At 67.8% G+C, this 26,853-nt stretch carries 22 protein-coding genes; 17 read left to right on the top strand and 5 right to left on the bottom strand.

Features of this window, described 5'->3' with window-relative positions; all coding sequences use genetic code 11:
• Positions 1-81: 81 nt before the first annotated feature.
• On the top strand, positions 82-3,453 hold the full coding sequence (locus PFX90_RS07185; RefSeq protein ID WP_285711696.1) for a sensor histidine kinase: 3,372 nt from the start codon (positions 82-84) through the stop codon (positions 3,451-3,453).
• Here the strand turns inward: PFX90_RS07185 and PFX90_RS07180 are convergent.
• Complete coding sequence (locus PFX90_RS07180) at positions 3,423-4,061, bottom strand: response regulator transcription factor (protein WP_285711695.1); 639 nt, start codon at positions 4,059-4,061, stop codon at positions 3,423-3,425. The genes PFX90_RS07185 and PFX90_RS07180 overlap by 31 nt on opposite strands.
• Before the next feature lie 4 nt (positions 4,062-4,065).
• On the bottom strand, positions 4,066-5,997 hold the full coding sequence (gene acs, locus PFX90_RS07175; RefSeq protein ID WP_285711694.1) for an acetate--CoA ligase: 1,932 nt from the start codon (positions 5,995-5,997) through the stop codon (positions 4,066-4,068).
• Positions 5,998-6,157: 160 nt separating this feature from the next.
• On the opposite strand from acs, the gene PFX90_RS07170 reads away from it, so the two are divergent.
• A complete protein-coding gene (locus PFX90_RS07170; RefSeq protein WP_285711693.1) occupies positions 6,158-7,582 on the top strand; it encodes a DcaP family trimeric outer membrane transporter in 1,425 nt (474 codons plus the stop codon).
• A gap of 144 nt (positions 7,583-7,726) precedes the next feature.
• Here PFX90_RS07170 and PFX90_RS07165 read toward each other — a convergent pair whose 3' ends face one another.
• The gene (locus PFX90_RS07165) at positions 7,727-8,410 is read right to left on the bottom strand and encodes an OmpW/AlkL family protein (RefSeq protein ID WP_285711692.1); all 684 of its coding nucleotides are present in this window, start codon (positions 8,408-8,410) and stop codon (positions 7,727-7,729) included.
• A gap of 147 nt (positions 8,411-8,557) precedes the next feature.
• Here PFX90_RS07165 and PFX90_RS07160 point away from each other — a divergent pair, with 147 nt between their 5' ends.
• The 13 genes from PFX90_RS07160 to PFX90_RS07100 all read left to right on the top strand — a co-directional run bounded on the left by PFX90_RS07160 (position 8,558) and on the right by PFX90_RS07100 (position 21,486).
• A complete protein-coding gene (locus tag PFX90_RS07160; RefSeq protein ID WP_285711691.1) occupies positions 8,558-9,307 on the top strand; it encodes a Crp/Fnr family transcriptional regulator in 750 nt (249 codons plus the stop codon).
• Between the two features lie 77 nt (positions 9,308-9,384).
• Entirely contained in the window at positions 9,385-11,049 is a 1,665-nt protein-coding gene (ccoN, locus tag PFX90_RS07155; RefSeq protein ID WP_285711690.1) for a cytochrome-c oxidase, cbb3-type subunit I, read from the top strand.
• Positions 11,050-11,073: 24 nt separating this feature from the next.
• On the top strand, positions 11,074-11,841 hold the full coding sequence (gene ccoO / locus PFX90_RS07150; protein ID WP_285711689.1) for a cytochrome-c oxidase, cbb3-type subunit II: 768 nt from the start codon (positions 11,074-11,076) through the stop codon (positions 11,839-11,841).
• The gene (locus PFX90_RS07145) at positions 11,838-12,002 is read left to right on the top strand and encodes a cbb3-type cytochrome c oxidase subunit 3 (protein WP_285711688.1); all 165 of its coding nucleotides are present in this window, start codon (positions 11,838-11,840) and stop codon (positions 12,000-12,002) included. The genes ccoO and PFX90_RS07145 overlap by 4 nt, the downstream gene beginning before the upstream one ends.
• Entirely contained in the window at positions 11,992-12,897 is a 906-nt protein-coding gene (ccoP, locus tag PFX90_RS07140; protein WP_285711687.1) for a cytochrome-c oxidase, cbb3-type subunit III, read from the top strand. The genes PFX90_RS07145 and ccoP overlap by 11 nt, the downstream gene beginning before the upstream one ends.
• A gap of 140 nt (positions 12,898-13,037) precedes the next feature.
• Positions 13,038-14,474, top strand: coding sequence for a cytochrome c oxidase accessory protein CcoG (gene ccoG, locus PFX90_RS07135; protein ID WP_285712049.1), 1,437 nt, complete (start codon positions 13,038-13,040; stop codon positions 14,472-14,474).
• Positions 14,474-14,929 carry a FixH family protein gene (locus tag PFX90_RS07130; RefSeq protein ID WP_285711686.1) on the top strand — a complete coding sequence of 152 codons (456 nt, stop codon included), beginning with the start codon at positions 14,474-14,476 and terminating at the stop codon, positions 14,927-14,929. Before ccoG ends, PFX90_RS07130 begins: the two co-directional genes overlap by 1 nt.
• Positions 14,926-17,064: a heavy metal translocating P-type ATPase gene (locus PFX90_RS07125; protein ID WP_285711685.1), complete on the top strand. Its 2,139-nt coding sequence runs from the start codon at positions 14,926-14,928 to the stop codon at positions 17,062-17,064. The genes PFX90_RS07130 and PFX90_RS07125 overlap by 4 nt, the downstream gene beginning before the upstream one ends.
• A complete protein-coding gene (gene ccoS, locus PFX90_RS07120; RefSeq protein ID WP_285711684.1) occupies positions 17,061-17,210 on the top strand; it encodes a cbb3-type cytochrome oxidase assembly protein CcoS in 150 nt (49 codons plus the stop codon). The genes PFX90_RS07125 and ccoS overlap by 4 nt, the downstream gene beginning before the upstream one ends.
• Positions 17,207-17,434, top strand: coding sequence for a hypothetical protein (locus PFX90_RS07115; protein WP_285711683.1), 228 nt, complete (start codon positions 17,207-17,209; stop codon positions 17,432-17,434). The genes ccoS and PFX90_RS07115 overlap by 4 nt, the downstream gene beginning before the upstream one ends.
• A 44-nt stretch (positions 17,435-17,478) precedes the next feature.
• Positions 17,479-18,789, top strand: a complete 1,311-nt coding sequence (locus PFX90_RS07110; RefSeq protein ID WP_285711682.1) for a radical SAM protein — start codon at positions 17,479-17,481, stop codon at positions 18,787-18,789.
• 128 nt (positions 18,790-18,917) lie between these two features.
• Positions 18,918-20,273: an NADP-specific glutamate dehydrogenase gene (gene gdhA / locus PFX90_RS07105; protein WP_285711681.1), complete on the top strand. Its 1,356-nt coding sequence runs from the start codon at positions 18,918-18,920 to the stop codon at positions 20,271-20,273.
• 202 nt (positions 20,274-20,475) lie between these two features.
• Positions 20,476-21,486: a phosphatase PAP2 family protein gene (locus PFX90_RS07100; RefSeq protein ID WP_285711680.1), complete on the top strand. Its 1,011-nt coding sequence runs from the start codon at positions 20,476-20,478 to the stop codon at positions 21,484-21,486.
• Between the two features lie 124 nt (positions 21,487-21,610).
• Here PFX90_RS07100 and PFX90_RS07095 read toward each other — a convergent pair whose 3' ends face one another.
• Positions 21,611-22,234: an outer membrane protein gene (locus tag PFX90_RS07095; RefSeq protein ID WP_285711679.1), complete on the bottom strand. Its 624-nt coding sequence runs from the start codon at positions 22,232-22,234 to the stop codon at positions 21,611-21,613.
• A 136-nt stretch (positions 22,235-22,370) separates the two neighbouring features.
• Positions 22,371-23,267, bottom strand: a complete 897-nt coding sequence (locus PFX90_RS07090; RefSeq protein WP_336426486.1) for a tetratricopeptide repeat protein — start codon at positions 23,265-23,267, stop codon at positions 22,371-22,373.
• A 164-nt stretch (positions 23,268-23,431) separates the two neighbouring features.
• Here PFX90_RS07090 and PFX90_RS07085 point away from each other — a divergent pair, with 164 nt between their 5' ends.
• Together PFX90_RS07085 and PFX90_RS07080 are read left to right on the top strand one after the other, a co-directional pair.
• Positions 23,432-25,969 (top strand): cyclic nucleotide-binding domain-containing protein, encoded by a 2,538-nt coding sequence (locus tag PFX90_RS07085; RefSeq protein ID WP_285711677.1) that lies wholly within the window; start codon positions 23,432-23,434, stop codon positions 25,967-25,969.
• Positions 25,969-26,847: a hypothetical protein gene (locus tag PFX90_RS07080; protein WP_285711676.1), complete on the top strand. Its 879-nt coding sequence runs from the start codon at positions 25,969-25,971 to the stop codon at positions 26,845-26,847. Before PFX90_RS07085 ends, PFX90_RS07080 begins: the two co-directional genes overlap by 1 nt.
• The last annotated feature ends 6 nt before the right edge of the window (positions 26,848-26,853 follow it).

Genomic DNA, 26,853 nt, shown 5'->3' with positions numbered 1-26,853 from the left:
GGCGGCGTCCGCAAGGGCGCCGCCCCTTTGCTTGTGGGCGCGGTTGCGGTAGCTTGCCCGGCGAGGGAGAGGACGGGTCACATGATGCTGGGCGCGGCGCTCGCGGCCGCCGCATTCTATCTGGGGGCATTGTTCTGGCTCGCCGCATGGCGGGACCGGCAGGGGGCGGCGAGCGGCTGGCTTCAGGCCCGCGCGGGCACGATCTACGGCCTCAGCCTCGCGGTCTATTGCTCGAGCTGGACCTTCTTTGGCGGGGTGGGCACCGCTGCCACTGCCGGGCTCGATTACCTCGCGATCTACCTCGGCCCGATCCTCGTCTTCACGCTCGGCTTCGGGCTGGTCAAAAAGATCCTCGCGCAGGCCAAGGCACAGCATTCGACTTCGATCGCCGACTTCCTCTCCGCCCGTTACGGCAAGAGCGCCAGCCTCGCCGCGCTTGTCACCGTGATCGCAAGCGCAGGGACGCTGCCCTACATGGCGCTCCAGCTGGAATCGGTGGGTGCGACCGTGCTGCTGATGGCCCCGGACCTGCGCGCGCAGGTGGCGGCGGATGAGCTGGTGCTGATCGTCGCCGCGCTGATGGGGCTGTTCGCGATCCTGTTCGGCTCGCGGCGCGCTGACCGGCCGGGGGACAATGCGGGGCTGGTGCTCACCATCGCGCTGGAGGCGGTCGTCAAGCTCGCCGCGCTGCTGGCGGTCGGCGCGCTGGCGCTGTGGTGGCTGGTGACCAGCGGCGGCGCCCCGCTCCCGGCACGCCCGGTGCTGCTGAGCGCGGGCCAGCTCGACGCGCGCTTTGCCGTCCTTACGCTGATTGCGGCGGCAGCGATCCTGTGCCTGCCGCGCCAGTTCCACATGACCTTCATCGAGGCCCCGGGCGAGCGCGCCACGGGGGCGATGCGCTGGGTGCTGCCCGCCTATCTCGCCGCGACCGCGGCGGTGATCGTGCCGATCGTGCTGGCGGGCCTCGCGCTGCTGCCGGCGGGGACCGATCCCGACACCATCGTGCTCGCTCTCCCCCTCGCGCGCGAGGCGCCGTGGCTCGCCGTGCTGGTGTTCCTCGGCGGGTTCTCGGCGGCGACGGGGATGATCGTGGTCGCCTGCGTGGCGCTCTCGATCATGATCACCAACGACCTCCTCGCCCCGCTGCTGCTGCGCCGCGCGCTGGCCGGGCGGGGCGACCGCAGCCGCATCGCCGGAAGGTTGCTGCTGATCCGCCGCGTGGTGATCGCTGCGCTGCTGGCGGCGGCCTATGCCTTCTACCGCGGCTTTGCCGGCATCACTGACTTGGCCGGGATGGGCACGCTCGCCTTCGCCGCCGCCGCGCAGTTCGCGCCGGGCCTCGTGCTCGGCATGGTGAGCCAGCACGGCAACCGCGCCGGAATGCTCACGGGCCTTGCGACCGGCTTTGCGCTGTGGCTCGCCCTCCTCATCTGGCCCGCAGCGAGCGATACCGCGCCGCTCATCAGCATTCACCCCGATCCGCTGGTCTCGGGCGTGGTGCTGAGCCTCGGGGTCAACACCGCGCTCTACTGGCTGGTCTCGGCGCTCGCCCGCCCCTCGCTGCTCGACCAGGCGCAGGCCGCGGCCTTCGTCGGCACGCCGATGCCGGGCGAGCTTCCCCGCCACGCCACCGCCAAGCGGCTGGGCGACGTGCGCGCGCTGCTCGCCCAGTTCGTCGGGCGCGAGCGGGCCGATGCCGCACTGGCCCCTTTGCAGATGAAGAACGGCGATCCGGCGGGCGCGGCGGTGCTGGAGCTGGCCGAGCGGGTGATCTCGGGCGTGATTGGCACCTCCTCCGCGCGGATGCTGGTGGGCTCGTGGGCGGGCGGCGACCCGATCCCGCTGCCCGAAGTCGTCGCCATGTTCGACGAGACCCAGCGCCGCCTGTCCTTTTCCGCCGAGCTGCTCCAGACCGCGATCGAATCGATCGACCAGGGCATCGCGCTGGTCGACGGCGAGATGCGGCTGGTGGCGTGGAACAGCCGCTATCAGGAGCTGTTCGACCTGCCCGACCGCCTCGTCACCGTCGGCACGCCGATTGCCGATCTGATCCGCTTCAACCTCGCCCGCGGCAGCCTCAGCGAGGCCGAGATCGACGAACAGGTCGAGCGCCGCCTCGCCTATATGCGCGCCGGGACCGAGCACCGGATCGAGCGCGTGCAGCACGATGGCCGCGTGCTCAGGATCGTCGGCGCGCCCACGCCGGGCGGTGGCTACACCACCTCCTACACCGACATCACGCTGGATCGCCGGGCCGAGCAAGCACTGGAAAGCAAGGTCGCCGAACGCACCCGCCAGCTGTCCGAGGCCAATGCGCTGCTGGCGCAGGCGACCCAGTCCAAGACCCGCTTCCTCGCCGCGGCGAGCCACGACCTGATCCAGCCCTTGAACGCCGCGCGCCTGTTCGCCTCGGCGCTGGGCGAGGAGGTCAGCGGACAGGCGGCGCTCGAGCGGCTGGTGGCCGATCTGGACGGCTCGATCGTAGCCGCCGACCGCCTGATCCGGGTGCTGCTGGAGATTTCCAAGCTCGACAGCGGCGGGGTGGTGCCCGCGCCCGAGCCTATCGCCCTCGACCAGCTGTTCGAGGACGTCGCGCGCGAGTTCACGCTGCAGGCGCAGGCCAAGGGACTGACGCTCAAGCGCGTGCACACGAGCGTCTGGGTAATGGCCGACCGCGCGCTGCTCACCGCGGTGCTGCGCAACCTGCTGAGCAACGCGGTACGCTATACGGCGAGCGGCGGCGTCCTGATCGGGGTGCGGCGGCGCGGCGATGCAGCGGTGATCTGCATTCATGACACCGGCCGTGGGATCGAACCTGAGGATATCGAGCGCATCTTCGGCGAGTTCGAGCGCGGCGCCTCGAGCGACCGCGAGGGGCTGGGCCTCGGCCTTGCCATCGTGCGGCGCGCGGCGCGGCTGCTGGAGGTCGAGGTGGAGACCACCTCGCGTCCCGGCCGCGGCAGCCGCTTTGCGATTCCGATGGCAGTGCTGCGGCGCGAGGCGACGCCCGTCGCCCGGATGGTGCCCACGCGCACCTCGGCCGGGCTGGGACAGGCGCGGGTGCTGGTGGTCGACAACGACCCGGCCGCGCTGGCCGCAACGGCTGCGCTGCTCGCCCGCTGGGGCTTGCAGGTGACGACCGCCACCAGCCTAGCCGAAGCGCGCGCAGCGCGCGAGGCGCCCGACCTTGCGATCATGGACTACCGGCTCGACGATGAAGAACGCGGCGATGCCGCCTTTGCCGCTTTGTGCGAAGCCTGGGGCAGGCGCTGCCCCGCGATCCTGCTCACGGCGGAGGCCTCCGAGGAAACCGAAGCAGCCGCCGCGCGCATGGGGGCCAACCGCCTGCTCAAGCCCGCCACGCCCGCCGCCCTGCGCGCGCTGATCGCGACAGCCCTGGCACAGGGTCGCGACAGCGCGGCTCAGGCTCTGGCGGAATCCGCCACCGGCTGATCGACGTCGAGCTTGGCGGCGAGCAGCACCGCCTGGGTGCGGCTGCCGACGCCAAGCTTCCTGAGGATCGCGGTGATATGCGCCTTCACCGTCGCCTCGGAGATCGCGAGTTCATAGGCGATCTGCTTGTTCAATAGCCCCTGCCGGATGCCCGCCAGAATGCGCCGCTGGGCGGGCGTCAGGCTGGCGATGCGGGCGAGATCGTCGTCCGCGCCGGCCGCGCTTTCGGGGAACCACGCGTCGCCATCGCGCACCGCGGCGAGCCCCTCGCGCATCGCCTCGAGGCTCGCCGACTTGGGGATGAACCCCGCCGCGCCCAGCTGCGCCGCCGCCGCCGCGACGCGCGGCTCCTCGGAGGCCGAGACGATCACGATGGGCAGAGCGGGGTAGTCCTGCCGCAAGTCCATCAGCACCGACAGGCCCGATGAGTCCGCCATGTGCAGGTCGAGCAGCAATGTCTCCACCCCGCCCTCGGCCAGCACCGCGCGCGCCTCGGCGGCGGAGCTGGCCTCGATGATTGTGCCTCCTTCCCACACCTTGCCGACCGCGTGCGCGAGCGCGCTGCGGAACAGCGGGTGGTCGTCGGCGATGACGATGCGCCCCGTCATCGGCTTAACGGTTCTGCCTGCCCTCGATCAGCCGCTCGACCAGCGAGGGGTCGGCGAGGGTCGAGGTGTCGCCCATCGATCCGAACTCGTTCTCGGCAATCTTGCGCAGGATGCGGCGCATGATCTTGCCCGAGCGGGTCTTGGGCAGGCCGTCGGTGAAGTGGATCACATCGGGCGTGGCGATCGGGCCGATTTCCTTGCGGACGTGGGCCTTGAGTTCCGCGAGCAGCGCATCCGTGCCCTCCTCGCCCGCGTTCAGCGTGACGTAGCAGTAGATCCCCTGCCCCTTGATGTCGTGCGGATAGCCGACCACCGCGGCCTCAGCGACCTTGGGGTGGAGCACCAGCGCGCTCTCCACCTCGGCGGTACCCATGCGGTGGCCCGAGACGTTGATGACGTCGTCGACCCGGCCGGTGATCCAGTAATAGCCGTCCTCGTCGCGTTTGCAGCCGTCGCCGGTGAAATATTTGCCGGCATAGGTGCTGAAATAGGTCTGCACGAAGCGCTCGTGATCGCCATAGACGGTGCGCGCCTGCCCCGGCCAGCTATGCGTGATGCACAGGTTGCCCTCGTTGGCGCCCTCGAGCACCCCGCCCTCGTTGTCGACCAGTTGCGGGCGGATGCCGAAGAAGGGGAGCCCCGCGCTCCCCGGCTTCATGTCGTGCGCGCCGGGCAGCGTGGTGATCATGCAGCCGCCGGTCTCGGTCTGCCACCAGGTGTCGATGACCGGGCAGCGGCCCTCGCCCACGACATCGAAATACCAGCGCCATGCCTCGGGGTTGATGGGTTCGCCGACTGACCCGAGCAGCCGCAGAGAAGCGCGGCTGCGGCTGGTCACATGGTGGTCGCCCTCGCGCATCAGCGCGCGGATCGCGGTGGGGGCGGTGTAGATGATGTTCACTTGGTGCTTGTCGACCACGTCCCAGAAGCGCCCATGATCGGGGTAGTTGGGCACGCCTTCGAACACCACCGCGGTCGCGGCGTTGAACAGCGGGCCGTAGACGACGTAGCTGTGCCCCGTGACCCAGCCGATATCGGCGGTGCACCAGAACACCTCGCCGGGCTGGTAGTCGAAGATGTAGTGGAAGGTCATCGCGGTCCACACGCCGTAGCCGCCGGTGGTGTGGAGCACGCCCTTCGGCTTGCCGGTCGAGCCGCTGGTGTAGAGGATGAACAGCGGGTCTTCGGCATTCATGACCTCGCAGGGGCAGTCCTCGTCACTGGCGAGATCGGCGAGCCAGTGGTCGCGGCCCTCGACCATATCGATCGCGCCGCCGGTGTGCGGGATCACCAGCACGCCCGCGACATGGGTCGCGTGCGCGGCGAGGTTCAGGGCCGCGTCGACATTGGCCTTCAGCGGAATGTGCTTGCCACCGCGCAGGCCCTCGTCCGCGGTGATGACGAAGCGGCTGCCGCAATCCTCGATCCGCCCCGCGAGCGCCTCGGGCGAGAAGCCGCCGAACACCACCGAATGCACCGCGCCCAGCCGTGCGCAGGCGAGCATGGCGACGACACCTTCGAGGATCATCGGCATGTAGATCGTCACCCGCTCGCCGCGCGTGACGCCAAGCTTCTTCAGCGCGTTGGCCATGCGCACGACCTCGGCGTGAAGCTCGCCATAGGTGAGTGTGCGCGAGGGGGTTGCCGGATCGTCGGGCTCGAAGATTAGCGCGGTGCGGTCGGCGTGCTGCGGCAGATGCCGGTCGACCGCGTTGTGGCACAGGTTCAGTGCGCCATCCTCGAACCACTTGATCGCGACCGGATCATAGGCCCAGTCGCCGCCCAGCGTCGGCGCCTTCACCCAGTCGAGCCGCTGCGCCTGCTCGAGCCAGAAGGCGTCGGGCGTCTCCACAGAGGCGCGATACATCGCGTCGTACTGCTCGGGGGTGCAATGCGTGGGCGTATGGGCCTGAGGCCGCTCGACGGCGTGGATCATCTCGACTCTCCCTTGTTCTGCACCTGTTTTACATCAGGCTACACCGCGAGCCCCATCAGACAAAGGTCTTACGACCATCCGCTAGCTGTCCCGCGCTCCCCGTTCGCCGCATTCTGGCGGGCATAAGAGAGGATGGGAGAGTCTTATGGTGAATTCGGGAGTGGCCCGGGCCTTCCGGGCAGCGCTGCTGGGGGCGAGCATGCTCGTCGCAAGCCCCGCGCTGGCGCAAGCGCAGAGTGTCGAAGAGCGGCTCGACCGGCTCGAGCGGATGGTCGAGGGGCTGATCACGCGGCTCGATGCCGAGGCGGGCGCCAAGGCCGAGCAGGCCCAGGCGATCGCCGCCGTGCGGGCCGAGACCGGGGCAATCCGGGCCGAGCAGCAGGCACTGCGCGCCGAGGCCGACGCGACCGAGGCGACCACCCGCACCCTCGCGACGAAACAGGCGGAGATGTCCGACAAGCTCATCGACTTCGCGATCCCGCAAGGCGAGGGCTTCAAGATGGGCAAGACCCGCGTCACCTATGGCGGCTACGTCAAGCTCGACGCGGTCAGCCAGCGCACCAGCGGCGGGCAGCTGGCGGGCAATTCGATTTTGCGCGACTTCCTGTTCCCCTCCTCGATCCCCGTCGGCGGCCGGGCGAGCGGGTTCGACACCGATTTCTCGGCCCGCCAGACGCGCTTCCTGTTCAAGACCGAGACCGACGTCGGCACCGATCACAAGCTTTCCAGCTTGATCGAGCTCGACTTCAACGTCACCGACGGCGGCAACGAAAGGGTCACCAACAGCTTCACCCCGCGCATTCGCCATGCGCTGATCAATTACGACAACTGGACCTTCGGGCAGGGCTGGTCGACGTTCCAGAACGTGACCGCGCTGCCGGATTCGCTCGATTTCATCGGGGTGACGCCGGGCACGGTGTTCGATCGCCAGCCACTGATCCGCTACACCAGGGGCCGCTTGCAGATCGCGCTCGAGCAGCCCGAGACCGTGGTCACCGCGCAGAACGGCGCGCAGGTGACGCCGGGCGACGACCAGGTTCCCGACATCATCGGCCGCTACAACTGGAGCGGCGACTGGGGCACCTTCACCGCCGCCGGAATCGTACGCCAGCTGCACGTCTCGACCGACGACCTGATGGGCGTCGACGATGCCGCCTGGGGCTATGGCATCAGCCTGTCGGGCAAGCTCAAGGTCGGCAAGAAGGACGATCTGCGGTTCATGGCGACCGCGGGCGACGGGCTGGGGCGCTATATCGGCCTCAACATCGTCAACGATGCCGCGATCCGGATGGACGGGACGCTCGACCCGATCTTCACCTATTCGGGCTTTGCCGCCTACCGCCATGTCTGGTCGGATCGGTGGCGCTCGAACCTAGGGGGGGCCTATTTCAAGGCCGACAACCCCGTGCGCCTCACAACCAGTCAGGTCACAGACGAGAGCTGGAACGCCTTTGCCAACCTGATCTGGAACCCCGTCGGCCCGCTCAATGTCGGGGTGGAGGTGATGTATGCGAGCCGCACGCTCGAGGACGGGCGCAGCGGCAATCTGCAAAGGGTGCAGTTTTCGACCCAGTACAACTTCTGACGCCTTCACTGCGTTATAACCATAATGGCAATGTTTCACGTGAAACATTGCCATTATGGTCTTTGCACATCGTTCCTGCCCCCTAGCAAAAGGCCCCGCCAGCCGTGTTCCGGCTGACGGGGCTTTCGCCGCGACCCTTCGGGCTCAGAAGCGGTAGCTCACACCCGCGCTGATCAGCCACGGATCGAGCTTGTGCTCGGTCTCGATCGCCAGGGTGTTGCCCACGAACCAGCGCGCGGTGGTGTCGATGAAGTAGCGCTTCACGTCGAGGCTGAGACCGAAGCCCTTGTCGCCGATCGGCACGTCGATCCCGGCTTGCAGCGCGAGGCCCAACTCGTTCGAGAGGTTGGTCTCGGTCACGCCCAACGGCAGGGTCGCCGCGCCCGGATCGTCGCCCACCCACAGGAACAGCGCCGGACCCGCTCCCACATAGGGCTTCACGCCGCCGAGATCGAAGTGGTACTTCGCGGTCACGGTCGCGGGGATCAGCTTGGCGTCCGAGACCAGCTCCGCCCCGGCCGGGAGCCCGGCGACGGTGTCGACATCGTGCTGGGTGATCCCGGCGATGGTCTCGATCGAGATATTGTTGGTCACGAACCATTCGATCGCCACGGTCGGGGTGATGTTGTCGTTGGCCTTCGTCTGCAGAGTCGCAGGCAGGCCCGGCACGTTGACGTTGATGTCGGTGATCGCCCCGTCGGGCGCCACGTAGGTGCCGAGCACCTTGAACTGGATGTCGCCCGCACGGTCGGTTTCGCCGTCCTGCGCCATGGCAGGCGTCGTGGCGAGCGCCAGCGCGGCGCCGCCAAGCATCAGAATAGTCTTCATTTTCATGTCCTCACCGGCAGCAGTGGCCGCCCTCCGCGGCCCAGGATGGTTGCTGCCTGTGAGCGCCGGATAGCCCGAGGATTGCGCGCGCCTCATTGATCGGAATCAAAGACCATTGCTGTTCGAAAGCCCATTGCGGCATCCATCATGGCGACATTGAGCCCCCCGCCGCCCGCCCACGGGCTTGCCGCTTTCCGAGCCGCCTTGCCGGACGGAACGGGCGAGGGCCGCGTGGCCGATGCGCTCTGCGCGCTCGGTGAGGCGGCGCAGCTGGCGCGCGGGCAGGAGCTTGCGCCCGATCCCGAGACCGACCGGCTGGTGTGGCTCGCGAGCGGCGCGGCCAAGCTGGTTGCGCGCGGGACTGCCGCACAGAACGCGGCTCAGGCGAGCGCCATGCCCGGCGGACAGGTGCTCGCCTTCCACTTCGCAGGCGATCTCGTCTCGGTGCTGCGCCAGAAGGACGGCGATTTCCGCCTTGTCGCGCTCACCCCGTGCGAGCTGGTGATCTTTCCCTCGGACGCCTTTCTCGATTCGGCGCAGGGCGATCCCGCGGTGCTGCGGTCGGTGCTGACCCGCTCGCTCCAGGCGCTCCACCGCTCGCGCACGCGGATGATGCAGATGGGGCACAAGTCGGCCGCCGCGCGGATCGCCGATTTCCTCGTTTCGATGGCCGAGCGCCTCGCGGATTGCTCCACCGGCACCTGCGCCTTCGCGCTGCCGATGAGCCGCCGCGACATCGGCGATTCGCTCGGCCTCACGATCGAGACCGTCAGCCGCCAGCTCACCGAGCTGCGCGAGGCCGGGCTGGTCGAGACCGAGGGCCGTTCGAAAGTCGCGCTCACCGATGTCGCCGCGCTCGCGCGGATCGCGGGGCGCTGCGGAGACCCGAAAAACTGAACCATTTTTGATTTCGGTCAAACACAAGGATTGCGGGGGCGGGTTAGACAACCTGCCGACGGAAGGGATAAATCAACATGGAAACAGTCGTTAAGCGGCTGGGCGTGTGGGCGTGCGTCCTCATGGCCAGCATCGCCGCCATTGCGCTCACCCCCGATAGCGGTTTCGCGATCCATATGGGGATCGTCGGCCTCGTCGCCGTGATCCTGGTTGTCGCCACGGCCACCAGCTACGACCCGATGGCGCGCGTGCAGGGCATCTTCCGCATGCCCCCGGGGCCATCGCGCTATGACGACGACCCGATCCGCTGGGGCGTGATCGCGACGATGTTCTGGGGCATCGCGGGGCTGCTCGCGGGCGTGTTCATCGCCGCGCAGATGGCCTTCCCCGAGCTCAACATCGAGCCCTACCTCAACTTCGGCCGTTTGCGCCCGCTGCACACCAGCGCGGTGATCTTCGCTTTCGGCGGCAATGCGCTGCTGGCGACGAGCTTCTACGTCGTCCAGCGCACATGCCGCACCACGCTGGCGCTGCCCGGCCTCGCGCGCTTCGTGTTCTGGGGCTACCAGCTGTTCATCGTGCTCGCCGCGACCGGCTACCTGCTGGGCATCAGCCAGGGCAAGGAATATGCCGAGCCCGAATGGTATGTCGACCTGTGGCTGACCATCGTGTGGGTCGCCTATCTCGCGGTCTTCGTCGCGACGATCCTGAACCGCCGCGAGCCGCACATCTATGTGGCGAACTGGTTCTACCTCGCCTTCATCCTGACCGTGGCGATGCTGCATCTGGTCAACAACCTCGCGATGCCCGTCTCGCTGCTGGGTGCCAAGAGCTACAGCGCCTTTGCAGGCGTGCAGGATGCGCTGACCCAGTGGTGGTACGGCCACAACGCGGTGGGCTTCTTCCTCACCGCGGGCTTCCTGGCGATGATGTACTACTTCGTCCCCAAGCAGGCCGGGCGGCCGGTCTATTCCTACCGGCTGTCGATCATCCACTTCTGGTCGCTGATCTTCCTCTACATCTGGGCGGGCCCGCACCACCTCCACTACACCGCCCTGCCCGACTGGGCGCAGACGCTGGGGATGGTGTTCTCGGTGATGCTGTGGATGCCGTCGTGGGGCGGGATGATCAACGGGCTGATGACGCTGAACGGCGCGTGGGACAAGGTGCGCACCGATCCGATCATCCGCATGATGGTTCTCGCGCTCGCCTTCTACGGGATGAGCACCTTCGAAGGGCCGATGTTGTCGATCAAGGCGGTAAACTCTCTGAGCCACTACACCGACTGGACCATCGGCCACGTCCATTCCGGCGCGCTCGGGTGGAACGGGATGATCACCTTCGCCTGCGTCTATTACCTGACGCCCCGCCTGTGGAACCGCGAGCGGCTCTATTCGCTGCGGATGATCAACTGGCACTTCTGGCTCGCGACGCTCGGCATCGTCTTCTACGCCGCGAGCATGTGGGTGGCCGGGATCACCCAGGGGCTGATGTGGCGGGAATACGGCGCGGACGGCTACCTCGTGAACAGCTTCGTCGACACGGTCGCGGCGCTCCACCCGATGTATGTCCTGCGCATGGGCGGCGGCCTCATGTACCTCACCGGCGCGCTCATCATGGCCTTCAACATCGCCATGACCATCGCGGGCAAGCTGCGGGTCGAAGCCCCGATGGGCGAGACCGCGCACGACGAGGCCGCCGACCGGCCGCTGCCGCCCCTTACCGCCGAACCGGCCGAATGATCGTCAGACAGGGAGCCTGACACCATGAGCAACACCGCACACACCGGAGCCTTCGAGGGCCACAAGAAGCTCGAACGCAACGTCACCCTGCTCGCCGCGCTCACGCTCGGCGTGGTGGCGATCGGCGGGATCGTCGAGATCGCGCCGCTCTTCTGGATCGACAACACGATCGAGAAGGTTGAGGGGATGCGCCCCTACACGCCCTTGGAGCAGGCGGGCCGCGACATCTATATCCGCGAGGGCTGCTACGTCTGTCACAGCCAGATGATCCGGCCTTTCCGCGACGAGGTCGAGCGCTACGGGCACTACAGCCTCGCCGCGGAATCGATGTACGATCACCCCTTCCAGTGGGGCTCGAAGCGCACCGGGCCTGACCTCGCGCGGGTCGGGGGCAAGTATTCGGATGCCTGGCACGTCCAGCACCTCAAGGCGCCGCGCGAAGTGGTGCCCGAGAGCATCATGCCGAGCTACGCCTTCCTTGCCGAGAACGAACTCAAGGTGCCCGATGTGGCCGCCAACCTCACTGCGTTACGGCATGTGGGCGTGCCCTACACCGATGCCGACCTCGCCAAGGCGGACGCGGATCTGAAGGCCCAGGCCGATCCCAACGCCGACGCCGGCGATCTCGCCAAGCGCTACCCCAAGGCGCAGATCCGCGACTTCGACGGCGATCCGGCGCGCGTGACCGAAATGGATGCGCTGGTCGCCTATCTCCAGATGCTCGGCACGCTGGTCGACGTGAACTCTGCCGCCGCACAGGAAGAGCTGACCAAGGCGGAGGGGGGCCGATGACCCTCTACACGCTCTTGCGCCACTTCGCCGACAGCTACGGCCTTGCCGCGATCTGCGCGCTCTATCTGACCCTGTGCCTGTGGCACTTCCGCCCGGGCGCGCGGCGCTTCGTGGCCGATGCCAAGCACTCGATTTTCAAGGACGAGAACGATGACCAATAAGCGCATCGATGAGCCCACCGGCACCGAATTCGTCGGCCACGAATGGGACGGGATCGAGGAGCTCAACACGCCGCTCCCCCGCTGGTGGCTCTACACCTTCTACGCGACGATCATCTTCGCGATCGTCTACGTGGTGCTCTACCCCGCCTGGCCGATGATCGACCGGGCGACGGCAGGCACATTGGGCTGGTCGAGCCGGGGCGATCTCGCCGCCGAGATGCGCGCCGCCGATGCCGCGCGCGCCGGGGTGGTGGCGAAGATCGCCGCGACCCCGATCGAGCAGCTCCCCTCCGATCCGCAGCTGATGCAGGCCGCGGTCGCGGGCGGAGCGGCGGCGTTCAAGGTCAACTGCGTCCAGTGCCATGGCGCGGGCGCGGCGGGATCGCCGGGGTATCCCAACCTCAATGACGACGACTGGCTGTGGGGCGGCACGCTGACCCAGATCGAATACACCCTCACCCACGGCATCCGCTGGGATGCGGCGGCCGAGACGCGGAGCAACTTCATGCCCGCCTTCCAGGGCAGCTTTGACGCGGGGCAGGTGAGCGCGCTCACGGGGCACGTGTTGTCACTCTCCGGCAAAGCCAAGCCCAACGCCACCGGCGCGCAGATGTTCGCCGACAATTGCGCGGCCTGCCACGGTTCGGGCGGCGAAGGCCTTCCCGCCATGGGCGGCCCGGCGCTCAACGACGCGATCTGGCTCTATGGCGGCAGCGCGGCCGATATCGGCAAGCAGATCCTCGCCCCCCGCCACGGCGTGATGCCGGCCTGGCAAGGGCGCCTCGATCCGGTGACGATCAAGATGCTCGCAGCATACGTGCATTCGCGCGGCGGCGGGCAGGACCCTGCACCCGCTGCCCCCGCGACCCAAGCGCCGCAGATCGCCGCCAAGTAGGACACCGGACAATGGCGCAAGCCGACGAACTCGACCGCCCCGCGCCCCAAGCGCAACAGCCCAAGCGCGACTGGGCCGGGGCGCTCGCGGCCGAGGGGGCCAAGGCTCCCGCGCCCGCTCCCGAGGAAAGCGCGGGCTTCATGGGCTCGGCGCTCTACGAGGCCGGGCGAACGGTCCACAACAAGCGCATCGACGGTCCCTTCCGGCGCTTCAAATGGGCGATCATGGCGATCACCCTGACGATCTACTACGCCACCCCGTGGATCCGCTGGGACCGCGGGCCCTATGCCCCCGATCAGGCGGTGCTGGTCGATCTCGCCAACCGCCGCTTCTACATGTTCGACATCGAGATCTGGCCGCACGAGTTCTACTTTGTCGCGGGCCTCCTCATCATGGCGGGCATCGGCCTGTTCCTCGTGACCAGCGCGGTGGGCCGCGCGTGGTGCGGCTATGCCTGCCCGCAGACCGTGTGGACCGACCTGTTCCAGCACGTCGACCGCTTTTTCGACGGCGACCGCAACGCCCGCGCCCGGCTCGACAAGGCGCCGTGGGGTGTTTCGAAGACTACCCGCCGCCTCGCCAAGTGGGCGGTCTATCTCGCTATCGCCTTCTGGACCGGCGGCGCGTGGATCATGTACTTCGCCGACGCGCCGACGCTCACTTGGGATTTCTGGCACGGCACCGCGAACCCGGTCGCCTATGCCACGGTCGCGGTGCTGACCGGCACGACCTTCTGGCTCGGCGGCTTCATGCGCGAGCAGGTGTGCATCTACATGTGCCCCTGGCCGCGCATCCAGACCGCGATGCTCGACGAGAAGAGCCTGATCGTCACCTACAAGGACTGGCGCGGCGAACAGCGCGGCAGCCTCAAGAAGGCGGCGAAGAACCCTGACGCTTACGGAGATTGCATCGATTGCCAGCTGTGCGTCGCGGTGTGCCCGACGGGCGTCGACATCCGCGAGGGCCAGCAGATCGGCTGCATCACCTGTGGCCTCTGCATCGACGCCTGCGACCGGGTGATGAAGGAGACCGGCCGGGCGCGCGGCCTGATCGACTACGCGACGCTCGAACAGTGCGACGCCGAACGCGCAGGTGCTCCCGCTCGCCCCGCGTGGAAGGCGTTGCTGCGGCCGCGGGTGTTCGTCTATTTCGGCGTCTGGGCGGCGATAGGTGCGGGGCTGCTGTTCGCCCTCGGCACCCGCACCCACACCGACCTCACCGTCGCGCCCGACCGCAATCCGCCTTTCATGCTGCTGAAGGACGGCTCGGTCCGGAACGCCTACACGCTGCGTCTCAGGAACATGGAGGCCCGCCCGCGCGATATGGTGGTGGCGCTCGAAGGCCTGCCGAAGGGCGCGGTGATGTGGACCGACGCGGTGAGCCTCGAGAACGCTGCGCAGAGCCAGACCGTCACCGTCGATGCCAACGCCACCAAGGTGCTGCGCGTCTACGTGATGCTGCCGCCGGACGTGGAAGCCGATGATGAGGATGACGGCCTCCCCTTCACCTTCCGCCTCACCGCGCAGGACGAGAGCGACAGCGCGCAAACCACCTTTGCCATGCCGGAGGACGACTGATGGCCCAAGCCCGCAAGAACTTCACCGGCAGGCACATGGCCGCGATCTTCGTCGGCGCCTTTGCCATCGTCATCGCGGTGAACTTGGCTATGGCGAGCGTCGCGGTCGGGAGCTTCCACGGCACCGTGGTCGACAATTCCTATGTCGCCAGCCAGAACTACAACGGCTGGCTCAAGCAGGCGGCAGCTTCGAAAGCCTTGGGCTGGCAGGCAGTCCCGCATCGCCGCGCCGATGGCCGCGTGGTGGTCGAGACCCTCGCCGTGCCCGCGGGCGCGCGCATCACCGGAACGGCGGAGCATCCGCTGGGCCTGCGCGCCGACACGCCCTTGACCTTCGCGCCCACCGGCAAGGGCAGCTGGGTGTCGAACCAGACCCTCGTCCCCGGCCGCTGGCAGGTGCGCCTCGCGATCCGCGCCGGAAGCGAAGCCTGGGCCGGGGAGGCCGAACTGCGGTGAACGCGCCCGCTCTCCCCCTCGCCTTTCGCGAAGGCGCAGCCGAGCGCCCCCTCGTCACCACAAGGCTGACCGTCCCCGGCATGAAATGCGCCGGGTGCATCGGCAAGATCGAGCGCGAGCTCGCCAAGACCCCCGGCATCGCCGCCGCCCGCGCGAACCTCTCGGCCAAGCGGGTCGCGATCAGCCATGATCCGGTTATGGACGAGGGGGCGCTCGCAGCGGCGCTGCTCGCGCTGGGGTTCGAATCCCAGCCCGTGGCGGACAATCCGCTCGCCAGCGACGACGCCGAACGCGGGCGCCTGACCCGCGCGCTCGGGGTCGCCGGGTTCGGGATGATGAACATCATGCTGCTCTCGGTCAGCGTCTGGTCGGGCGCGGAAGGGGCGACGCGGGGGCTGTTCCACTGGCTTTCGGCCGCCATCGCCCTGCCGGTGGTCGCCTATTCCGGGCGGCCGTTTTTCGCGAGCGCGTGGATGGCGCTCAGGCACCGGCGCACCAACATGGACGTGCCGATCTCCATCGGCGTGATCCTTGCGACCGTGATGTCGCTCTACGAGACCGTCACCGGCGGCGAACACGCTTTCTTCGACAGCGCCGTCATGCTGCTGTTCTTCCTCCTCGCCGGACGCGCGCTCGATTCGGCGATGCGTGACCGGACCCGCGCCGGGATCGGCGCGCTGCTCGGGCGGATGGGCAAGAGCGCCAGCGTCATCGCCCTTGACGGGACCACGCGGCGCGTGGCGGCCAAGGACCTCGCCCCCGGCATGCTGGTGCTGGTCGCCGCCGGGGAGGCGCTCGCGGCGGACGGCGAGGTCACAGAGGGCACGAGCGCGCTCGACAATGCCATGCTCACCGGCGAGAGCGCGCCCGAACCCGTCGCGCCCGGATCGGTGGTGCACGCGGGCGCGATCAACATGGGCGCGGCGCTCAAGGTGCGACTAACCCACGTCGCCGAGGACACCGCGCTCGCCGAGATCGCGCGGGCGATGGACGAGGCGGGGCAATCGCGCTCGGCCTATGTGCGGATCGCCGACCGTGCCTCGCGGCTCTACGCCCCGGTGGTCCACACGCTGGCGCTGCTCGCCTTTGCCGGGTGGATGATCGCGGGCGCGGGCTGGCACGCGTCGCTCACCATCGCGATTGCCGTCCTCATCATCACCTGCCCCTGCGCGATGGGCCTCGCGGTTCCCGCAGCGCAGGTCGTGGCGAGCGGCGCGCTGATGCGGCGGGGCCTGCTGGTCAAGGACGGCAGCGCCCTCGAGCGCCTCGCCGAATGCGACCTCGCCGTGCTCGACAAGACCGGCACGCTGACCCTCGGCACCCCGCAGGCCGACGTGAGCAAGCTCGACGCCGAGGCGCGCGCCGTCGCGCTCGGCCTCGCCCAATCGAGCCGCCATCCGCTGAGCCGCGGGCTTGCCGCCGCGCTGCTGCGCGAGGGGGTGCCCCCTGCACGGGTCGACGAGATCAGCGAGACCGGCGGCAGCGGCCTCGCCGGGCGCTGGCAGGGTCTGGCCGTGGCACTGGAAAAGCCCGAAGGCGCAGCCGAGGGCTCCCTCGCCACCACCCTGCGCATCGGTGACACCCGCCAGACTATCCTCTTCAGTGATCCCCTGCGCCCCGATGCTGCCGCGGCACTTAAAGCGCTCGCCGCCGAGGGCCTGCCCGCGCGCATTCTTTCGGGTGACCGCGCCGCACCCGTCGCTGCCATCGCCGCCGCGCTAGGGATCCCCGCTGAGGCCGAAGCCGACCCCCGCACCAAGCTCGCCGCGCTCGAGGCGCTGAAGGCCGCCGGACATCGCCCGCTGATGGTCGGCGACGGCCTCAACGACGGCCCTGCGCTTGCTGCCGCCCACGCCTCGATCGCGCCCGGCACCGCGTCCGACGCCAGCCAGCAGGCCGCCGACGCGGTGTTCATTGGCGAGGCGCTGATGCCGGTCGCGCTCGCGGTCAGGGTCGCGCGCCGGACCATGACGGTGGTGCGGCAAAATTTCGGTTTTTCGATTCTCTACAACGCGCTCGCGGTTCCGCTCGCGCTGACCGGGCAGGTGACGCCGCTGGTCGCCGCGATCGCCATGTCGGTGTCCTCGCTGGTGGTGATCGCCAACTCGCTGCGTCTCGCCGGAGCCGCGAAATGACTGGCCTCGCGCTTCTCATCCCCATCGCGCTCGGCATGGGCCTGCTCGGCCTTTGCGCCTTCCTGTGGTCGATGCGCGCCGGGCAGTATGACGACATGGAGGGCGCTGCCCACCGCATCCTGATCGATGAGGAGGACGCCCCGTGAACCTCCTCCCCCTCGCCCTCGCGGCGCTGGTGCCGGTGATGATCGGGCCGCTGCCTGCCGAGCCGGGCAAGACGCTCACCATGCACCTTTGCAACGGCGGCACGATCACCATTCCGCTCGATGACGGTAAGCCGGCACAAAAGGGCGACTGCCACCCCAAGGGCTGCCACGCGGGCACCTGCCGGGAAAAAGACGAGGCAAAACATCCCAAACGGGCAAATTGATCTCGCGCAAAGACGGGGTGCGTGGCGCGCGCTTTAAGAGCCTCATGTGGACATACATTCCTGAGCTGCTCGCGACCCCCGTGCCGCGCTACACCAGCTACCCGACCGCCGCGGACTTCGGACCGCTCGCGCCCGGCACCATCGAGCGCGCGGTCGCGGGGGCGAGCGGGGACATCTCGCTCTATCTCCACATCCCCTTCTGCGAGAAGATCTGCTTCTACTGCGGCTGCAACACTGCGGTCTCGGGCAAGCGCGCGCGGGTGGAGGCCTATCTGGCCGCGCTGCATCAGGAAATCGCGACTGTCGGCAGCCTGCTCCCGCAGGGCGCGCGGGTGCGGCGCATCGCTTTCGGCGGGGGCAGCCCCAACGCGATCCTGACCGGCGAGTTTCTCGGCCTCGTCGATGCGCTCCACGCCCACCTGCCGCTGTTCGCCCCCGAATGGTCGATCGAGCTCGACCCGCGCAGCCTCACCGCCGAATGGAGCGGGGTGCTCGCCAGCGTCGGGGTCACGCGGGCGAGCATGGGCGTGCAGACCTTCGCCGCGCACTGCCAGAAGGCGATCGGGCGCGAGCAATCGCTGACCATGATCTGCCGCAGCACCGACTGGCTGAGGAAGGGCGGCGTCACCTCCTTGAACTTCGACCTGATGTACGGCCTCCCCCACCAGAGCGAGGCCGACCTAGAGGACAGCCTCGAGATGACCCGCAAGCTCGGCGCAGACCGGGTTGCGGTGTTCGGCTATGCCCATGTCCCGCACCTCGTCCCGCGCCAGACGATGATCCGCGAGGGCGACCTCCCCGGCGCGGCGGCGCGCTTCACCATGGCGAGCGAGGCGCACCGGATCCTCACCGCGGGCGGCTACCGCGCGATCGGCTTCGACCACTTTGCCCTCCCCCACGACCCGATGGCGCGCGCGGTCGAGACCGGCCGACTGCGGCGCAACTTCCAGGGCTTCACCGACGATCCGTCCAAAGTGCTGATCGGCCTCGGCGCGAGCGCGATCCATGGCTTCCCCGGCCTCCTCGCCCAGAACGAGAAGCACACCGCGACCTATCGCCAGCTGAGCGAGGCGGGGCGCCTTTCGGCCGGGCACGGCATCGTCCGCTCGGCCGAGGACCAGCGCCGCGGGGCGGTGATCGAGGCGCTCTTGTGCAATGGCGCGGCGACCATCCCCGAGGATCTGCTCGCCGGGGTCTCGGCCCGCCTCGCTCCCTTCACCGACGAGGGCCTCGCCCAGCTGCGCGGCACGCATCTTGCCATTGCCCCGGCGGGCCTGCCCTATGCCCGCGTCATCGCCGCGCTGTTCGACGCCTACCGCGCCGCCGCGCCGCGCACATTCTCCTCGGCGATCTGACCGCTCGACGTCCCTCCCCCAGCCTCTGCCTTGGAAGTGCCATTATTTGAGGCAATGTTTCTGCCGCAAATCGACAAGCGAGGTGCATCAGGGGCGCATATAGTCAGGCATCAGGGGGGGAATACATCATGGCAGTTACCGATCACGTCGACCTCAACGGCTTCATGGAGGGCGTCAAGAAGCGCAATCCCTATCAGCCGGAATTCGTCCAGGCGGTCCAGGAAGTGGCCGAGGACATCTTTGAATTCATGCAGGATAAGGAGGAGTATCACTCCCAGCAGATCCTGCGCCGCATCGCCGAGCCGGACCGTGTGGTCTCCTTCCGCGTGTGCTGGGAGGACGATGCCGGCAACATCCGCGTCCAGCGCGGCTGGCGCGTCCAGAACAACAACGCGATCGGGCCCTACAAGGGGGGGATTCGCTTCCACCCGAGCGTGACCGAATCGGTGCTGAAGTTCCTCGCCTTCGAGCAGACCTTCAAGAACGCGCTGACCGGCCTCCCCATGGGAGGCGGCAAGGGCGGCTCCAACTTCAATCCCAAGGGCAAGAGCGTGCGCGAGATCATGCGCTTCTGCCAGTCCTTCATGACCGAGCTCTACCGCCACATCGGCGCCGACATCGACGTGCCGGCGGGCGACATCGGCGTGGGCGGGCGCGAGATCGGCTTCATGTTCGGCCAGTACAAGCGCATCACCAACAACTTCACCGGCGTGCTGACCGGCAAGGGGCTCGAATGGGGCGGCTCGCTGATCCGCACCGAGGCGACCGGCTACGGCGCGGTCTATTTCCTCGCCAACATGCTGGCGACCAAGGGCGAGGATCTGACCGGCAAGACCGCCGTCATCTCCGGCTCGGGCAACGTCGCCACCCATGCGGCAGAAAAGATCGTCCAGCTCGGCGGCAAGGTGCTCACGCTGTCCGACAGCGGCGGCTTCATCCATGACCCCGACGGCATCACGCAGGACAAGATCGACTGGGTGAAGACCCACAAGACCCACCGCCGCGGCCGGATCGAGGAATATGTCGAGGCCTTCCCGGGCGCGACCTTCCATGCCGGCAAGACTCCGTGGGGCGTGCCCTGCGACGTCGCGCTCCCCTGCGCGACGCAGAACGAATTGCTCGGCGAGGATGCCAAGACGCTGGTCGCCAACGGCTGCCGCGCGGTCTCCGAAGGCGCGAACATGCCGACCGATCTCGACGGGGTGCACACCTTCAAGCACCACAAGATCCTCTACGCGCCGGGCAAGGCCTCGAATGCGGGCGGCGTGGCGGTCTCGGGCCTCGAGATGAGCCAGAACTCCGAACGCCGGTCGTGGAAGGAGGAGGAATTGCAGCAGATGCTCAAGGACATCATGTCGGGCATCCACAATTCCTGCATCAAGTACGGCGACCAGGGCGGCGGCTATATCGACTACGTGAAGGGCGCGAATATCGCGGGCTTCAAGAAGGTCGCCGACGCGATGCTGGCCTTCGGGGTGGTCTGAGACGGTCTGACCCGCTCGCCCTTGGGAGAGCGGAACGGGTGCGAAACGATGCGGGGTCCGGCTTGCCGGGCCCCGTTTTCGTTATGGCAGGTTGGTTTCCTCTGGCATTTTGTCATTTTTCCGCCATGCCCTAGTCACGGAGGAACGGCTGCACTGTTCCTGCGCAACGCCTGCCCCTTGCAAAAAGACATTTGCCAAGCGCATGAACCAATTCACGCCGATTGCCGTCGAGGACAGACAATCGCTCACGGTGTCGCGCCGCGCGAGGCTGATCTACTTCGTGCCTTTTCCGGAGCTGATACTCGCGCTTTGCTTCGCGGCAATCGGCGCACTGATCGCCGCCGCGCTCGATCTTCCGGTGTCGCTGCCCTCGGGCCAGTCGCTGGATTTCACGGGGATGAGCTACGGCGTGCCGCTGTCGCTGATCGCCTTGCTGGGTGCCGGTCTGGTGCTGGCCAAGCAGACGATGCGGCTGGTCTACTACGCCGCGGCCGCCTTCGCCTATGGGGTGATCCTCGTCACCCATTTCAACATCAAGCTGTGGATGAGCCTCGTCAACCCGCGCCTGTGGGACGGGCTCTACTGGCAGACCGACCAGATGGTCCGGCCGCTGGTCGATCTGGCCTTCGGGGTGCACCATCTGGCCGACAGCGTGATGCCCGCGGGCGAGCATCTCTATCTGTTCGCCTTCCTGGCGATGTTCGCCGGCAGCATCATCGTCCATTCGATGCAGGCCTTCATCATCTTCCGCAAGGTCATCTTCGCCGCGATGCTGGTGCATGTGCTGGGCGCGCTTGCCTATCTGGTGATGCCGGCGGTGGGCCCCTTCCTCTACGAGCCCGGCGTCAATGCGCTGGAGACCGCGCGCCAGCAGCACATGCATGGCGGCTATCTCGCGCTCGCCGCCGGGGGGCGCGGGTGGATCGCGAGCGAGGGGAGCACCTTCCTGTTCGCCGCCGTGGCTGCCATGCCCTCGCTGCATGTCGCCTCGTCAGCGGTGTTCCTCTACTTCGCGTGGAAGCACGCACGCTGGCTGGGAGTGGCCTATCTGCCGCTGTTCGTATTCATCGTGTTCGAGGCGGTCGCGACCCGCTGGCACTACTGGATCGATGTGGTCGCAGGGCTAGCCCTGACCGCGCTGGCGATCGCCATCACTTCGGCGGTGTTCCGCCGGATCGAGGCCCACGATCCGGCGCGTCAGCCGGTCATCTAACCTCTGGAGCCGCTGCCTGCTCGCGCAGGTGCCGCCGAACCTAACGTATACCGTGGCGATCAAGCGCCGAGCGGACCGGGTCGAGGCCTGTCCCCGACCCGGTCGCGTAGTTTAGTTCCGCGGCTCAGAACTTGCCGAGCAGCGTGATGACGCCCTGGTTGCGGCTGATATCGAGGCCGGTGTCGACACCGAGCGCTTCGATGCTGCCATAGTCGGAATAGCGGTATTCGACGCGGATCCCGTAATTGCTGCCGAGGTCGATTTCGCCGCCGATGCCGACGCGGAAGCCGTCAAAGGCCTGTTCGTCGGCGATTTCGCCGGTGCCGTCGTCATATTCCCCTTCGATCGAGGCGTTGGTGTAGCCGCCCTTCACATAGAGAAGACCGTTTTTCCCCGGACGGAAGCCCAGACGGACACCCGCGTAGAAGTCGCGACCGGCGTTGATCGACAGGCGGTCGTCAGCGACGAAAACGTCAGTGGCAGACGCGCCGACGCTCGAGTCCGAAAATTCGCCTTCGATGCCGAAAACCACGCCCGAGGCGGTCTCGTAGTCATAGCCGACGGTCACACCGACCAGAATGTCCTCCTCGGCATCGGAGAGTGCATCGTCGAGTTCGACGTTGACGCTGTCGATACCGAGGATCGCGCCGGCAACGAATTTGCCCCCGGCAGTGCCTTCATCCTGCGCGGCAGCCGGCGCAGAAACCAAGGCCACAGCGAGCGCCCCCGCGGCAAAAAACTTCTTCATATCAACCCTTTCCTACGCCCAAAATTGGGCGCGGAGCCAATGCGAGGGAGACAGGAAGCGCTCTCTAACCTAGGATAAGATAATTGCCTGATTTAGAATTTTTCTTGTCCGCGCGATGACGGAGCAGGTCGGCGCACTACTGCACACCGAGCTGCGCCGCCGCTTCCCGCAGCTGCGCCGCACTGGCCGGGTTGGCTTTCACCGCCGCATCGAGCGCCGCCTTGGCCTTGGCCGGCTCGCCCAAGGTCATGCGGCTGCGCATCAGCATCACCCAGCCATCGACGTTCTTGGGCTCCATCGCCAGCCGCGCCTCGAGCTGTTCGACCATGCCCTCGGCCATGGTCCGCTGCTCGCTCGGCTTCATCGCACCGGCCGCGGCGACGTCGGCGGCCGTGGGCCCGCGCAGATTGGACGAGGCCTGATCGCCCGCCACCGCGCCCGAACCCGGGGCGATCAGCGCGGGCTTGCGCTCGCTTTGCGCCTTGGCGATGCGGGCGGCGACGTCGATCTTGTTGATCTGCCCGACCTGCTCGATGGTACGCACCAGATCGGCTTCCCACGGCGCGCCTTGCGGCGAATCGGCGAGCAGATCGAGCCACGCGGTGATCGCGCCCTCGTGATCCTTGTCGAGGTCCTTCTTGGCGGCGAGGAAATAGCGCCCGCGCGGATCCTCGGGATCGAGCGCCAGTGCCTTTTCGAAGGCCTGCAGGGCTTCGGGCGGCAGCGGGTCGCGCTTGCTCGCCAGCACCAGCGTCTCGCCCAGCGCCGACCACAGCACCGCCTCGTCGGGCGCGATGGCGACCGCGCGGCGATAGGCGGCGGCGGCCTCGTCATATTTGCCCTGATTGAAATAGGCGAAGGCGAGGTCGCCCCAGGGGCCGGCATCGTCGGTGGAGGCCTCGGCCGCAGCGCGCAGCGCCTCGATCGAGCCCTCGCCGCCGGTCGCCGCCGCGGGCTCGTCCGCCCCGCCCGCGCCCTGGTAGATGTTGAACCCAATCGAGCCCGCCGCCAGCAGCAGCGCTGCCCCCAGCAAGACCCATCCCGCCTTCGATGAACCGCCCTGAGGCGCCTGTTCCCCTTGTCCCATGCGCCCATCGCTAGCACCGCCTGCAAAAGGGGGCAATTCGCTCTGGCATCGGGGCCGGTTTTGGGTATGGTGCAGTGCAGGGGGCGATCTATCCGCGAGGGGGAGGATAGGTGGGCGAAGTTTTCAAAGTCGCGATCATCGGTTCGGGCCCGGCCGGGCTCAGTGCAGCTGCGCGTGCGGCGGCGCTGGGGCTGAGCCATGTGCTGCTCGAGAAGACCGATCACCTGTCGGACACGATCTACAAGTACCAGAAGGGCAAGCACGTCATGGCGACGCCCAGCAATCTGGTGCTGCGCTCGGACATCGATTTCGAGGCGGGCAAGCGCGAGACGATCCTCGGCATCTGGGACGAGCAGATCGGCGGCCACAAGGTCAACGTAAAGTACCATGCCGAGGCCAAGGCGATCCGCGGGACGGGCGCGGCGATTGCCGGCTCGGTGCAGCAACTGGTGAGCCGCGCGCGCGACGGGACGAAGACCGTCACCGAACTCCAGCGCCACGCCCCGCCTTACGCGATCGAGCTGACCAACGGCGAGACGGTGATGGCCGAGAACGTCGTCCTCGCCATCGGCACGCAGGGCAATCCCAACCTGATGCGCTGCCCTGGCGCGGACCTGCCGCATGTGCAGTACCAGCTCGACGACCCCACGGAGTATGTCGACGAGCATATCGTCATCGTCGGCACCGGGGACGCAGGCATCGAGAACGCGCGCGGGCTTGCCGAGGACCCGGCGCAGCGCAACACCGTCTCGATCCTCAACCGCGGCACCGACTTCCCCACCGCCAAGGCCGCGAACGTCAGCGCGCTGCTGGCCGATCACGAGGCGGGCAAACTCACGGTGCGGACCGAAAGCGAGACCAAGGCGATCGAGCCGGGCTGGATCACGCTCGCCACCCGGGACGGGGAAATCCGCATCCCCTGCGACCGGATCATCGCCCGCATCGGCTCGGCCCCGCCGCGCGCCTTTGTCGAAGGCTGCGGGATCGAGTTCACGAGCGAGGATCGCGGCGCCTTCCCGAAGCTCTCCTCGGTGTTCGAATCGACCGCGCCCGGCATCTTCGTGATCGGCGCGCTGGCGGGTTATCCGCTGATCAAGCACTGCATGAACCAGGGCCACGACGTCATCGAGTTCATCAACGGCAACACCGCGCTGAAACCGGCGGACGAACCGATCATCGCGGCCAAGTTCGCTAACCTTCCGGGCAATCGTTCGACCGAGGAATGGCTCGAGTTCCTGCGTGCGAACGTCTCGATCCTCAACGGCATGAACCCGCTCCAGATGCGCGAATTCATGCTCGATTCGGAGGCCAAGTTCTTTGCTCCCGGCGAAGTGATCTTCGAGCGCAATGCGCCCGGGTCATCGCTGTTCGGGATCGCCAGCGGATCGGTGGCGGTGGAGGTCAACCCCGCCGACCCCTCGTTCACGATTCCCATCGAAACCGGCTCGATTTTCGGCGAGGTCGGCCTCATCTCGGGCCGCCGCCGCGGGGCGACGATCCGGGCGGCAGAAGACACCATCGTCGTCGAGATCTCGCGCCTCGCCGCGCTCAAACTGCAATCGCAGGTGCCCAGCGCCAAGGCCACGATCCAGCGCATCTCAATCGAGCGGCAATTGCTCCAGATGTTCGGTTCGGGCCTCACCCGCGAGGATGTCGCCCCGCTGGTCGAAGCCGCGCGGGTGGAGGAAAAGCGCGCGGGCGAGGTGGTCGTCGCGGAAGGGGCGGACGACAAGGACGTCTTCATCATCCGTCGCGGCTCGATGGTGGTCGAAAAGGAGATGGGCGGGCGGCCGGTGTTCCTCTCCTACCTGCCCGCAGGCTCCTATTTCGGCGAGATGGCGGTGATCGACGGCAGCACCCGCACCGCCACGGTCAAGGCCGCGATCAAGTCCGAGGTGATCCGTTTGCCCGCCGAGGGCTTCCTCGCGCTGCTCGACAGGAAGCCCGCCGTGCGCGAGCGGGCGCTGAAGGACATGGCCGGCCGCCGCGCCACCAATGCCTTCATCGAAAGCCGCAAGGGCGAATTCTTCAGCGCGGTCGACCTTTATTCGCAGACCGCGCAATTCCTCGTCGACAACGGCATCGGCGAGGCGACCGACGTGCTGCTGATCGACGAGAAGCTGTGCATCGGCTGCGACAATTGCGAGAAAGCCTGCGCCGACAGCCATGACGGCCTCTCGCGGCTCGACCGTGAGGCGGGCAAGACCTACGCGCACCTCCACGTGCCGACGTCATGCCGCCACTGCGAGCACCCGCATTGCATGGCCGATTGCCCGCCAAACGCGATCAAGCGCGGGCCGGACGGCGAGGTGTTCATCGACGAGACCTGCATCGGCTGCGGCAATTGCCAGAGAAACTGCCCCTACGGCGTGATCCGCATGGATGCGAAGCCGCCGAAGAAGCCGAGCCTCCTGCAATGGATGCTGTTCGGCAAGGGCCCCGGCCCGGGCGAGGCCTCCTATTCGTGGCGCAAGAAGGCGGCCGAGAAGGATGGCGGGCAGAAGGCCAAGCAGGCGATCAAGTGCGACATGTGCTCCGGCATCGACGGCGGCCCCGCCTGCGTGCGCGCCTGCCCGACGGGCGCGGCGATCCGCGTCAGCCCCGACAAGTTCCTGACCTTCGCCAAGCTCACCGAGGACGTCGAGTGATGGCAACCAAAGCGGGGGCAAAAACCGGCGGCACGGGCCGCTTCAGCCAGGACGAGCAGCGGCGCAACAGCGACCATGTCAGCTTTCTGAAGCACAAGCGCTTCCGCTGGCTGTGGATCGCGCTGCTGCTGAGCGGTGCTGCCATCGCAGGCTATCTGATGATCGACCAGGAACCGCGCCCCAATGGCGGCACGTGGTATGGCTATACGCTGGGCACCATCGGTTTCGGGCTGATCCTGTGGCTGTCGCTGCTCGGGGTGAGGAAGCGGCGCATCAATCCCGGCGCGTGGAGCCTCAAGGCGTGGACCTCGGCCCACGTCTATCTCGGCCTTGCGCTGATCGTCATCGGCACGCTCCACACCGGCTTCCAGATCGGGTGGAACGTCCACACGCTCGCCTATGTGCTGATGCTGCTGGTGATCGCGACCGGGATCTACGGCGTGATCGTCTATGCCACCCTGCCCTCGAGCCTGTCGGCCAACCGCAAGGAGATGACCCGCGCGCAGATGCTGGACGCGCTGACCGCGCTCGACCGTCAGCTAGAGAGCGCCGCGCAGCCGCTCGCGCGCGCCGAGGCCGATCTCGTCATCGCGGCGCTCGGCCAGGATGTGTTCTACGGCGGCGCGCTGGCGCGGCTGACGGGGAGCTATCCCGGCTGCAAGACCGCGCAGGCGCTGCGCGGCATGGGCACTGCGAGCGAGGACGAGACGCGCGTCACCGCCCTCTTGGAAAAACGCCGCGAACAGCTCGCCCAGATCCGCGGCGCGCTGCGCATCCGCGCGCTGCTGGAGATCTGGCTGTTCGTCCATATCCCCCTCACCGTCGCCCTGATCGCCGCGCTCACCGCGCATGTGATCAGCGTGTTCTACTACTGGTGAGGAGGC

The organism is Erythrobacter oryzae, assembly GCF_030271515.1.
GTDB classification, from domain to species: Bacteria; Pseudomonadota; Alphaproteobacteria; order Sphingomonadales; family Sphingomonadaceae; genus Erythrobacter; species Erythrobacter oryzae.
Note: the sequence above shows the minus strand (reverse complement) of the source record. Positions and strands in the feature narration are given on the sequence as shown.